This window comes from Streptomyces sp. NPDC104581 (assembly GCF_055583685.1).
In genome coordinates, this window is the sequence record NZ_JBVJNN010000058.1 from 1 (window position 1) to 11,905 (window position 11,905).

The following is an 11,905-nucleotide window of genomic DNA, read 5'->3' on the forward strand; positions in this document are numbered from 1 at the left end:
GTTCCCGCTGGCGACATGAGAAACATACGAACAGCCGACACCCACCGGCATGGGTCCCAAGACCCAACCCCGGGCCCAACCCGCGAACTGGGCCCTGGACGGGCTCCGCGGGCTCACTCCGGATGGTGTTCGGGGCCGCCGTAGTCGGGGCTGGAGAAGTCCGGGCTGGAGTACGTCGGACGCCGGCCTGCCGTGGCGCCGTCGTCCGGGCTGGAGAAGTCCGGGCGGCTGTAGCCCATCTTCGGCAGGTGCTGTGCGGGGCGGGCCCTCGGTGCCGGCTCCGCGCCCGGCGAGGCCAGGGCCTCGCGCAGGAAGGGCAGGATGCCCCGTTCCAGCAGGGCGACGCGCCACTCCTCGCGGGCCTGTGACACATCCTCGGGCCAGGCGCCGTCCGTACCGCCGGCCGGGACCTGTGTCGCCGAGTTGCGCAGCGCGGTGATCAGCAGCCCGGCGGCGGCGACCGCCAGCCCGACGGCCGTGACGGCGGAGAAGAACCAGCCGACGGTCAGCAGCGTGTCGGAGAAGCCGGGCACCGGGCTGAGCATTCTCAGGGCGTAGCCGACGAGCAGGAAGACGACGGCCGCCGCGCCCGCCAGGACGGGCACCAGGACGGCGACGACGGCGGCGAGCCCCGCGCCGGTCTCGGTGGCCCCGTGCACCGCCGGGGCCAGTACGGAGCTGCCCACCGGCGAGGTCGCCGAGGCCCGGAATTCCTCCCGGATCTTCGCGTAGTGCTCGTACTCCGTCGCGGCGGCGGCGGTTATCAGAGACGTCGCGTTGAGAGCCATCGTGCGCAATTGTTCGGTATTGAGCCGCTGTCCCACATCGGCCAGATCTGGACGGTCGTGCGCGTGGCGCAGCGTTTCGTCGAGAATCCGCTCGAAATCGGCGCGATCCTCGTTCAGCAGATGCGGAGCGCTGTTCATGTGCGTCCCCCGATGCTCCGTAGAGCCGGATTGCCCGTCGGGAACGGGCGGTTGGCGAAAACGGAGGAGAGCCTGCTACGGATAAGCCGATGGTAGGCCGGTTACGGCACCCGGTGACAGGGGGTTCACCGAAATCGCCCGACCCCACTCTGTTCAGTTATGCAACGGGAGCCGTACGACCAGAAGCTTTCCGGCCATGGTCACTCCGCCGTCCATGGCGATGGCGAGACCGTCCGCGTACACGTGCGGACCGTCGACCACGGGGCCGGCGTTCTCGTCGCCGTCCGAGGCGTCCTCGGTGCCGACCTCGCCCAGCAGATACGGGATGGGGCTGTGACCGTGGACGATGCGCCCGCCGCCGTAAGCGGCCATCAGCTCCCGGGCGGCGTCCGGGCCGCCGTCGTCGCGGAACGCGAAGCGCTTGGTGAGCTTGCGGAAGATGTCCCAGCACTCGTCCGCGTCGTTACGGGTGAGGATGGCGCGGATGTTGTCGTTGACGTCGTCGATCGTGGCGCCGTAGTCGAGATACGCGGTCGTGTCGGAGTGCATCAGCAGGTGCCCGTCCTCCTCGACGAGGGCGTCGAGCCGTGACATCCACTGGAGGTGCACCTCCTGGAGGCGCTCCATGTCCGTCTTCTGACCGCCGTTCAGCAGCCAGGCGGCCTGGAAGGTGGCGGTGCCCGCGCCCGAGTTGACGGGGGTGTCGGCGAACCGCTTGGCGCCGAGCAGCAGCAGCTCGTGATTGCCCAGCAGGGCCTTGCAGTAGCCGCCGGCGGCCGCCGCCTCGGCGGAGAGCCGCATGACGAGGTCGATGACGCCGACGCCGTCGGGTCCCCGGTCGGTGAAGTCGCCGAGGAACCAGAGGCGGGTGTTGCCCGCGGCCCAGTTGCCCTCGTGGTCGATGAGGCCCTGTTCGCCGAGGGCGGCGACGAGTTCGTCGAGATAGCCGTGGACGTCTCCGACGACGAACAGCGGGCCGAGGCCGTCCGTGTCGGCCGGGGCCTCGGCCGGTACGGGGTGCGCCTGGGCGCTCTCGACGCGCTTGATCACCGGGAGGTCGCGTGCGGTGGGGGTGTAGCCCTCGGGGACCTCGTCGCGCGGGACCGCGTTGCCGGGGTGGACGGACGGGGTCGCGTCGGCGACGGGCGCGGGTACCTGCGGTGCGGCAGCGGGTACCGGCGGTGCGGCGGGCGCAGGGGGCGCGGCGGCGGCCGGCGTACCGACGAAGCTGCGCGGATCGCGGCGCGACGGGGCGTCAGGGACCTTGATGGCCAGCGGAGTCGGGGCAGCGGCCGGAGCGGCGGCGTGAGCCGCCGGGGCGGGCTGTCCGGCGGGCACGGTGAGCGAGAGGGCCCGCGGATCCGTTCGGGGCAGGACGCCGAGGCTCCCCGGCGCACCGGCCTGCTCGGCCACGGGCCGGTCCGCGGGCGTCTCGGGCACCTTGGACGCCGTGGGCGGTCCGGTCTCCCCCGGCCGCGCGGGAACCTGTGTGTACGGCGGCACCCGGAAATCGCGCAACGTCGCCGTCCGTACCACGGGTCCCTGACCGGCCCCGGCCCCCTGAGTCATCGACCCCTCCACCAACGTCGCGCCTCCGTACACCTTTCGGGCCCGCCTGGTCGGACGGGACATCCCCACCGGAGGTAGGGGAGGGTCCGCGGTGTCGTGCGCCCATCATAGGAATGCAGCCACCCCTGTGTGACGCACCAGGGGTGGTCAATCCGATTCCACCCACGTTTCACCGGCCGTTTTCACGCGGATCGCCCCGAATTGTGCGATCCGTGTCCTGTCGCCGGTACGTACCAGCTTCGTCCGCGGACCGTCCTCGTTCCGTCCCCGGCCGGGTCCGCGGTTCCCCCGCGTCAGTCTCTCGCGGGGGACCTCGGAGCGCTGACCGTGGTGCGGGGCGGGCGCCGTTGGGACGAGGTCCGCACGATCAGCTCCGTGGGTATCACCTGCTCGACGGGCCGCCCGGTGTCGATCCCCTCGATGGCGTCGATGAGGAGCTGTACGACGGCGGTGCCGATACGGCGCGGCTTGAGCGAGAGCGTCGTGATGGGCGGCTCGGTGGTCGCGTACACGGTGGACTCGCTGCAGCAGACGAGCAGCAGGTCCTCGGGCACCCGCAGGCCGTACCGCCGCGCGGCGGCGAGCAGGTCGGTGCCGTTCGGGTCGAAGAGGCCGTACACCGCGTCGGGGCGGTCGGGCCTGGCGAGCAGCCGGTCGGCTGCCACGGCTCCGGCGCAGGGGTCGTGCGCGGGGTAGGACTCGTACACCGGGTCCTGTCCGACGCGCTCGCACCAGTGCAGATAGGCGGTGGTGGAGAGTCGGGTGTACGTGTCGGTGGTGGTGCCCGTGAGCAGCCCGATCCGGCGGGCGCCCGCGGCGGCGAGATGGTCGAGCAGATCGAGTACGGCGGCCTCGTGGTCGTTGTCGACCCAGGCGGTGACGGGGAGCGTGCCGGCCGGACGGCCGTCGGAGACGACGGGCAGGCCCTGGCGCACGAGTTCGGTGACGACCGGATCGTGGTCGGAGGGGTCGATCACGACGGTGCCGTCGAGCGCGACGTTCGACCAGACGTCGTGGCGGGAGGTGGCGGGAAGGATGACGAGGGCGTAGCCGCGGGCGAGCGCCGCGGAGGTCGCGGCCCGTGCCATCTCGGCGAAGTAGGCGAATTCGGTGAAGGTGAAAGGTTCATCCCCGTACGTGGTCACGGTCAGGCCGATCAGACCTGACTTGCCCGTACGGAGGGTTCGGGCCGCGGCGGACGGGCGGTACCCCAGCCGCTCGGCGACTTCACGGACATGTCGGCGTGTGGCGTCGGGTAACCGTCCCTTGCCGTTGAGCGCGTCGGAGACGGTCGTGATGGAGACACCGGCTGCGGCGGCCACGTCCCGGATGCCCGCCCGACCTTGCCGGCTGCCCCGTCGGGATGTGTCCGTCCGGCTCACCTGGTGTTTCCCTGCTGGTGTCATGGCGAGCCGATAGTAGGGCGCATCAAGGTGGTAAGGCCGGTCGCATATTCACTCCCCAAGAGTCACGTTTCTGCATGATCAACAAAGCTCAATAGCCATGGAAATAAAGGCTGTTGAGCGATTCTGTTGTGGTCTGTCAAGCATTGAGCACGATGGGCCTGGCGAGTGTCCGATGTTTCGAAGAGGTCTCAACTCACCCCTACGGGGGATGCGCGCCACGGAGTGAGCCACCGGCGCGCGCCGGGTTCGCGTGCGCTCCCCTTGCGGGGACCGGCCTCGGGGGGAGTCGGGGGCCGGTCGCGCGGGCGGTATTCGCAGCGCCCGTCAATCCTCTTAAGGTGAGCAGTATTGGTACATCCGCATGAGGCGAGCCGATGATGTGCACGGCCCCCAGAACGCCCGAGGAGGACCCGCGGTGAGCGAGACGAGCCCGAGGCTGCGCGCCGAGCTGGACGGCATTCCCACCTACAAGCCGGGCAGGCCGGCGGCGGCCGGCGGGCCCGTCGCGTACAAGCTGTCGTCGAACGAGAACCCCTACCCGCCGCTGCCCGGCGTGATGGAGACGGTGCTGGCCACGGCCGGCGCGTTCAACCGGTACCCCGACATGGCGTGCACCGGCCTGATGAGCGAGCTGGCCGACCGTTTCGGGGTGCCGGTCTCGCACCTCGCCACCGGTACGGGCTCCGTGGGCGTCGCCCAGCAGCTCCTTCAGGCCACCTCGGGCCCCGGTGACGAGGTGATCTACGCCTGGCGGTCCTTCGAGGCGTATCCGATCATCACCCAGATCTCCGGTGCCGCCTCGGTGAAGGTGCCGCTGGACGCGAACGAGGTGCACGACCTCGACGCGATGGCGGGCGCCGTCACCGACCGAACCCGGATGATCTTCGTCTGCAACCCCAACAACCCCACCGGCACCGTTGTGCGCCGGGCGGAGCTGGAGCGGTTCCTCGACCGGGTGCCGGACGACGTCCTGGTGGTCCTGGACGAGGCGTACCGCGAGTTCATCCGCGACACCGAGGTCCCGGACGGTGTCGAGATCTACCGGGAGCGGCCCAATGTGGCCGTGCTGCGGACCTTCTCCAAGGCGTACGGCCTCGCGGGCCTGCGGGTCGGCTTCGCGATCGCCCATGAGCCGGTGGCCGCCGCGCTGCGCAAGACGGCGGTGCCCTTCGGTGTGAGCCAGATCGCGCAGGACGCGGCGGTGGCCTCGCTGCGCGCCGAGGACGAGCTGCTCGGGCGGGTGGGGTCGCTGGTCGCCGAGCGCACCCGCGTGTACGACGGGCTGCGCGACCAGGGGTGGACCGTGCCCGAGACGCACGCCAACTTCGTGTGGCTGCGGCTGGGGGAGCGCACGACCGACTTCGCGGCGGTGTGCGAGCGCGCGGGCGTGACGATCCGGCCGTTCGCGGGCGAGGGGGTGCGGGTCACGATCGGCGAGTACGAGGCGAACGACCTCTTCCTGCACACGGCGCACTCCTTCCGCAAGGAGATCGACGAGGACTCCCGCGGGCGGGGGGCCGAGGGGCCCAGGGAGATCTGAGGCGCCGCCCGGCGGTCCTCGCGCACGGCTCTCCGGCGTGCGGTCACGGCCGGATGTTCGAAGGGGACCCCCCCTTGAAGATCCGGCCGGGCCGTGCGTCATACTTTCGCTTGTGAATGTGAACGCGTTCACAAGCGCGTCCCTGTATCCCGGTTCCTCCCGATCAGGACGGGACCAACAGGGCAGAACGCCGCCCCACCAGGACGGCTCGTAAGGAGAAGGAGAGACGACGACGTGGACATCGCACTGGCTCCCGAGACTCTCGCGCGATGGCAGTTCGGCATCACCACCGTCTACCACTTCCTCTTCGTCCCCCTGACGATCTCCCTCGCCGCGCTGACCGCCGGCCTGGAGACCGCCTGGGTGCGGACGTCGAGTCCGAAGTACCTCAGGGCGACGAAGTTCTGGGGCAAGCTCTTCCTGATCAACATCGCCATGGGTGTCGTCACCGGCATCGTGCAGGAGTTCCAGTTCGGGATGAACTGGTCCGACTACTCCCGCTTCGTCGGCGACGTCTTCGGCGCCCCGCTCGCCTTCGAGGCGCTGATCGCCTTCTTCTTCGAGTCCACTTTCATCGGCCTGTGGATCTTCGGCTGGGACAAGCTCCCCAAGAAGATCCACCTGGCCTGCATGTGGATGGTCTCGATCGGCACGATCCTCTCCGCGTACTTCATCCTCGCGGCCAACTCCTGGATGCAGCACCCCGTCGGCTACCGCATCAACGAGGAGCGCGGCCGGGCCGAGCTGACCGACTTCTGGGCCGTGCTGACCCAGAACACCGCGCTCGCCCAGTTCTTCCACACCATGACGGCGGCCTTCATGGTCGGCGGCGCGTTCATGGTCGGCATCTCCGCCTTCCACCTCGCACGCCGCAAGGGCGCGGCGCACCGGAAGAACATCCCGGTGATGCGCACCTCGCTGCGCCTCGGACTGGTCACGCTGGTGACGGCCGGCCTGCTCACCGCCGTCAGCGGCGACACGCTCGGCAAGATCATGTACGAGCAGCAGCCGATGAAGATGGCCGCCGCCGAGGCGCTCTGGGACGGCGAGGCGCCCGCGCCGTTCTCCCTCTTCGCCTACGGGGACGTGGACGAGGGCCACAACAAGGTCGCCGTGGAGATCCCCGGCCTGCTGTCCTTCCTCGCCCACAGCGACTTCGACTCCTTCGTGCCCGGCATCAACGACGTACAGAGGGCCGAACAGGAGAAGTACGGGCCCGGCGACTACCGGCCCAACATCCCCGTCGCCTACTGGGGCTTCCGCTGGATGATCGGCTTCGGCATGGCGTCGCTGGGCATCGGCCTCCTCGGACTCTGGCTGACCCGCCGGAAGTTCCTGCTGCCGAAGGCGCTGCGGACAGGCGAGGACGAGGTGCCGAATCTCGTACTCCTCCGCAACAAGGCGCTCAGCCCGCGATTCGCCCACATGTACTGGCTCGTCGCCCTGTGGACGATGCTCTTCCCCCTGATAGCCAACTCCTGGGGCTGGATCTTCACCGAGACCGGCCGGCAGCCCTGGGTGGTCTACGGCGTGCTGCGCACCGCCGACGCCGTCTCCCCCGGCACGTCCCAGGGAGAGGTGCTCATCTCGATGATCGTCTTCACCCTGCTCTACGCGGTGCTCGCCGTCATCGAGGTGAAGCTGCTCGTGAAGTACGTCAAGGCGGGACCGCCGGAGCTGACCGACGACGACCTCAACCCACCCACGAAGATCGGCGGCCACGACTCCGAGGACGCCGACCGCCCGATGGCTTTCTCCTACTGAGGACTTGAGGAGTTGATCCGAGTCATGGAACTCCACGACGTCTGGTTCGTACTGATCGCCGTCCTGTGGACCGGCTACTTCTTCCTTGAGGGCTTCGACTTCGGGATCGGCGTGCTGACGAAGCTGCTCGCCCGGAACCGCAAGGAGCGCAGGGTCCTCATCAACACCATCGGACCCGTCTGGGACGGCAACGAGGTCTGGCTGCTGTCGGCCGGCGGCGCGACCTTCGCCGCGTTCCCCGAGTGGTACGCCACCCTCTTCTCCGGCTTCTACCTCCCGCTGCTGCTCATCCTGGTCTGTCTGATCGTGCGCGGTGTCGCCTTCGAGTACCGCGCCAAGCGGCCCGAGGAGCGGTGGCAGCGCAACTGGGAGCACGCGATCTTCTGGACCTCGCTGCTGCCGGCGGTGCTCTGGGGCGTGGCCTTCGGGAACATCGTGCGCGGGGTGAAGATCGACGCGGAGATGGAGTACGTGGGCAGCCTGGCCGACCTGCTCAACCCGTACGCGATCCTCGGCGGGCTCGTGACGCTGACCCTCTTCACCTTCCACGGCGCGGTGTTCGCGGCGCTGAAGACGGTGGGGGACATCCGGACGCGGGCACGGAAGCAGGCCGTGACCCTCGGGCTGCTCACGGCCGTGCTGGCGCTCGGCTTCCTGAGCTGGACCCAGCTCGACAGCGGCGACGGCGCGAGCCTGGCCGCGATGGCCGTCGCCGTGGTGGCGCTGGTCGCCGCGATCGTGGCGATCGGGGCGGGCCGGGAGGGCTGGTCGTTCGCCTTCTCCGGGGTGACGATCGTGGCCGTCGTGGCGATGCTCTTCCTCACGCTCTTCCCGGACGTCATGCCGTCCTCGCTCGACGAGCAGTGGAATCTGACGGTGACCAACGCGTCGTCGACGCCGTACACCCTGAAGATCATGACCTGGTGCGCGGGCATCGCCACGCCCGTCGTGCTGCTCTACCAGGGCTGGACGTACTGGGTCTTCCGCAAGCGCATCGGTACGCATCACATCGCGGACGCGCACTAGCTGACTGGGCGGGTGTTTCACGTGAAACCGATCGATCCGCGTCTGCTGCGGTACGCAAGGGCCACCCGGCGCTTCCTGGTGGCGGTGGTGGTCCTGGGACTGGCCGGGGCCGGGCTGGTCGTGGCCCAGGCGATGATCATCGCCGAGGTGGTGGTCGGCGCGTTCGAGAACGGGCTCGACGCCTCCGGGCTGCGTACGCCCCTGCTCCTGCTCTGCGCGGTCGCCGCCGGGCGCGGACTCGTCGCGTGGCTGACGGAGCTGGCGGCCCACCGGGCGAGCGCGGCGGTCAAGTCCGAGCTGCGCGGCCGGCTGCTGGAGCGGGCGGCCGAGCTGGGGCCGGGGTGGCTGAGCGGGCAGCGCACCGGATCACTCGTCGCGCTGGCGACCCGTGGTGTGGACGCGCTCGACGACTACTTCGCGCGCTATCTGCCGCAGCTCGGTCTCGCGGTCGTGGTACCGGTGGCGGTGCTGGCGCGGATCGTGACCGACGACTGGGTGTCGGCGGGTGTCATCGTGCTGACGCTGCCGCTGATCCCGCTGTTCATGGTGCTCATCGGGTGGGCCACGCAGACGCGGATGGACCGTCAGTGGCGACTGCTGTCCCGGCTGTCGGGTCACTTCCTCGACGTGGTCGCGGGGCTGCCCACGCTGAAGGTCTTCGGACGGGCGAAGGCACAGGCCGAGTCCGTCCGGGAGATCACCTCGGAGTACCGGCGGGCCACGCTCCGTACGCTGCGGATCGCGTTCCTCTCCTCGTTCGCGCTGGAGCTGCTCGCGACCCTGTCGGTGGCGCTGGTGGCCGTGGGGATCGGGATGCGGCTGGTCCACGGGGACCTGGATCTCTACACGGGCCTGGTGGTGCTGATCCTGGCGCCCGAGGCGTATCTGCCGCTGCGGCAGGTGGGGGCGCAGTATCACGCGGCGGCGGAGGGGCTGGCGGCGGCGGAGGAGATCTTCGCGGTGCTGGAGACGGATGCGGGCGGTACGGGCGGTGTTGCCGGTGCTGGCGGTCAGAGTCGCGCGGGTCGTGTGCCGGGTGGCGGTACGGCGGTGCCGGACTCGACGCGGCTGGACTTCGAAGGCGTGACGGTCCGCCACGAAGGCCGCGCGGAGCCTTCGCTTGACGCGGCGACCCTGGTGGTCGAGCCGGGTGAGACGGTCGCCCTGGTCGGCCCGAGCGGCGCGGGGAAGACGACGCTGCTCAACGTACTGCTCGGCTTCACAGCGCCCACGGAGGGTCGTGTGCGGGTGGGCGGGAGCGACCTGTCGTCCCTGGATCTCGACCGCTGGCGCGAACGGATCGCCTGGGTGCCGCAGCACCCGTATCTCTTCGCGGGGACGATCGCGGAGAACGTCACCCTGGCCCGGCCGGACGCCGACGCCGCCGCCGTACGGAGGGCGCTGCGCGACGCGGGGGCGTACGAATTCGTCACCGCGCTCCCCCAGGGTGTGGACACACTGCTCGGCGAGGACGGCGCGGGCCTCTCCGCCGGCCAGCGCCAGCGCCTCGCCCTGGCAAGGGCCTTCCTCGCCGACCGCCCGCTGCTCCTGCTGGACGAGCCCACGGCGGCGCTCGACGGCGAGACGGAGGCCGGCATCGTGGACGCGGTCCGCCGTCTGTCGGCGGGCCGCACGGTCCTCCTGGTGATTCACCGTCCGGCCCTGCTGTCGGTGGCGGACCGGGTGATCGAACTGGGCGCCCGAACGGGGTCGGTGCCCGCGGGGGCGCCCGAGCCGACCGAGGCCCTGGCGAGTGCGGCTGAGGGTGTCGGTTCCGGGGCGGCCGTCACGGAGGCCGCGCCCGACCGGTGGCCGGAGGAGCGCCGGGTGCCCGGGGCGGTGACCGCAGGCGCGGTCGACGGGATGCCCCGTGAGGTGGGTGCCGCCACGGGGCCCGGTGAACTCCGGGCGCACCCCCTGGCCCGTATGCGGGCCGCGGTCGGTGCCCTGCGGGGGCGGTTCGTCCTGGCGCTGGTGCTGGGGAGTCTGGCCCTCGGCTCCGCCGTCGGGCTCATGGCCGTGTCCGGATACCTCATCTCGCGGGCTTCCGAGCAGCCGCCCGTGCTCTATCTGATGATCGCGGTCACCGCGACGCGGGCGTTCGGGATCGGGCGGGCCGTCTTCCGGTACGCCGAGCGGCTCGTGTCCCACGACGCGGTGCTCCGCATGCTGGCCGACCTCCGGGTCTCGGTCTACCGGCGCCTCGAACGCCTCGCCCCCGCCGGGCTGCGCGAGGCCCGGCGCGGCGATCTGCTCTCCCGGCTCGTCGCCGACGTCGACGCGCTCCAGGACTACTGGCTGCGGTGGCTGCTCCCGGTCGGCGCCGCCGTGCTCGTCGGCGTCGGCGCCGTCGGGTTCACCGGCTGGCTGCTGCCCGAGGCCGGCGCGGTGCTGGCCGTGGGGCTGCTCGCCGCCGGCGTCGGCGTGCCCCTGGTGAGCGGCGCCCGGGCGCGGCGGGCCGAGCGGCGACTCGCCCCCGCGCGCGGTCTGCTCGCGACCCGGGTCGCCGAACTCCTCGAAGGCTGCGCCGAACTGACCGTGGCCGGCGCTCTCGGCAGCCGTTTCCGCGCCGCGCGCGCCGCCGACGCGACCCTGACGGCCATCGCCGCACGCGGCGCCACCGCCACCGCGCTCGGCGGCGGCCTCACCGCGCTGATCTGCGGACTGACGGTGGCCGGCGCCGCGTACACCGGAGTCGGCGCCGTGCAGGACGGACGGCTTCCGGGTGTCGCGCTGGCCGTCGTCGTACTGACCCCGCTCGCCGCGTTCGAGGCGGTCGCCGGTCTGCCGCTCGCGGTGCAGTACCGGCAGCGGGCCGCGCGGGGTGCCGAGCGGGTCTGGGAGGTGCTGGACGCGCCCGTCCCCGTACGGGAGCCGGAGCGCCCGGCCGCCGCTCCCGCCTCGCCGTTCCCGCTGGAGGTACGGGGCCTGGCGGCCCGATACGCCGGGCAGGGGCGCGACGCGCTCAGCGGTGTCGACCTGACCCTGACCGCCGGGAAGCGGGTGGCCGTGGTGGGGCCGTCCGGCGCCGGCAAGACGACGCTCGCGCAGGTGCTGCTGCGCTTCCTGGACGCCCGCGAGGGCGGCGTCAGCCTCGGCGGGACGGACGCCGCCGCGCTGGACGGGGACACGGTGCGGCGCTTCGTCGGACTGTGCGCGCAGGACGCGCACTTGTTCGACAGTTCCGTACGGGAGAACCTCGCGCTGGCCCGCAGGGGCGCGACCGAGGACGACCTCCGCGACGCCCTGCGCCGGGCCCGTCTGCTGGAGTGGGTCGACGCGCTCCCCGCCGGACTGGACACCCTGGTCGGTGAGCACGGCGCGCGGCTGTCGGGGGGACAGCGGCAGCGACTCGCGCTGGCCCGAGCGCTACTCGCCGACTTCCCCGTCCTCGTGCTGGACGAGCCCGCCGAACATCTCGACCTGCCGACCGCCGACGCGCTGACCGCGGACCTGCTGGCGGTGACCGAGGGGCGTACGACGCTGCTCATCACCCACCGGCTTCAGGGGCTCGACGCGGTCGACGAGGTGATCGTGCTCGACGAGGGGCGGGTCGTGCAGCGCGGACCGTACGCCCGGCTCGTCTCGGTGGCGGGACCGCTGCGGACGATGCTGGAGCGTGAGCGTGGCCCGCTCGCGCCGGTCGGCCAGCCGGCCTGAGCGAGCGGCTGAGC

Annotated in this window: 7 protein-coding genes; 4 read left to right on the forward strand and 3 right to left on the reverse strand. The window is 71.3% G+C overall.

Annotated features, from left to right (window positions below; translation table 11 throughout):
- Nucleotides 1-113: 113 nt before the first annotated feature.
- The 3 genes from ACZ61E_RS30180 to ACZ61E_RS30190 form a co-directional block, all read right to left on the reverse strand.
- Nucleotides 114-926: a hypothetical protein gene (locus tag ACZ61E_RS30180; protein WP_469703322.1), complete on the reverse strand. Its 813-nt coding sequence runs from the start codon at nt 924-926 to the stop codon at nt 114-116.
- 153 nt (nt 927-1,079) lie between these two features.
- Nucleotides 1,080-2,495 (reverse strand): metallophosphoesterase, encoded by a 1,416-nt coding sequence (locus ACZ61E_RS30185; RefSeq protein ID WP_469703324.1) that lies wholly within the window; start codon nt 2,493-2,495, stop codon nt 1,080-1,082.
- Between the two features lie 293 nt (nt 2,496-2,788).
- Entirely contained in the window at nt 2,789-3,901 is a 1,113-nt protein-coding gene (locus tag ACZ61E_RS30190; RefSeq protein ID WP_385791894.1) for a LacI family DNA-binding transcriptional regulator, read from the reverse strand.
- 415 nt (nt 3,902-4,316) lie between these two features.
- On the opposite strand from ACZ61E_RS30190, the gene hisC reads away from it, so the two are divergent.
- The 4 genes from hisC (at nt 4,317) to cydD (ending at nt 11,891) form a co-directional block, all read left to right on the forward strand.
- Complete coding sequence (hisC, locus tag ACZ61E_RS30195; protein WP_469703326.1) at nt 4,317-5,441, forward strand: histidinol-phosphate transaminase; 1,125 nt, start codon at nt 4,317-4,319, stop codon at nt 5,439-5,441.
- Between the two features lie 234 nt (nt 5,442-5,675).
- Nucleotides 5,676-7,205 carry a cytochrome ubiquinol oxidase subunit I gene (locus ACZ61E_RS30200; RefSeq protein ID WP_469703328.1) on the forward strand — a complete coding sequence of 510 codons (1,530 nt, stop codon included), beginning with the start codon at nt 5,676-5,678 and terminating at the stop codon, nt 7,203-7,205.
- Nucleotides 7,206-7,229: 24 nt separating this feature from the next.
- Nucleotides 7,230-8,231, forward strand: coding sequence for a cytochrome d ubiquinol oxidase subunit II (cydB, locus tag ACZ61E_RS30205; protein ID WP_469703330.1), 1,002 nt, complete (start codon nt 7,230-7,232; stop codon nt 8,229-8,231).
- Nucleotides 8,232-8,252: 21 nt separating this feature from the next.
- A complete protein-coding gene (gene cydD / locus ACZ61E_RS30210; protein ID WP_469703332.1) occupies nt 8,253-11,891 on the forward strand; it encodes a thiol reductant ABC exporter subunit CydD in 3,639 nt (1,212 codons plus the stop codon).
- Nucleotides 11,892-11,905: the final 14 nt, after the last annotated feature.

What these genes read in the sequence shown, in the direction of transcription:
- ACZ61E_RS30180 (WP_469703322.1), bottom strand. Translation starts at nt 926, where the DNA reads ATGAACAGCGCTCCGCATCTGCTGAACGAGGATCGCGCCGATTTCGAG.
- ACZ61E_RS30185 (WP_469703324.1), bottom strand. Translation starts at nt 2,495, where the DNA reads ATGACTCAGGGGGCCGGGGCCGGTCAGGGACCCGTGGTACGGACGGCG.
- cydB (WP_469703330.1), top strand. Translation starts at nt 7,230, where the DNA reads ATGGAACTCCACGACGTCTGGTTCGTACTGATCGCCGTCCTGTGGACC.
- ACZ61E_RS30190 (WP_385791894.1), bottom strand. Translation starts at nt 3,901, where the DNA reads ATGACACCAGCAGGGAAACACCAGGTGAGCCGGACGGACACATCCCGA.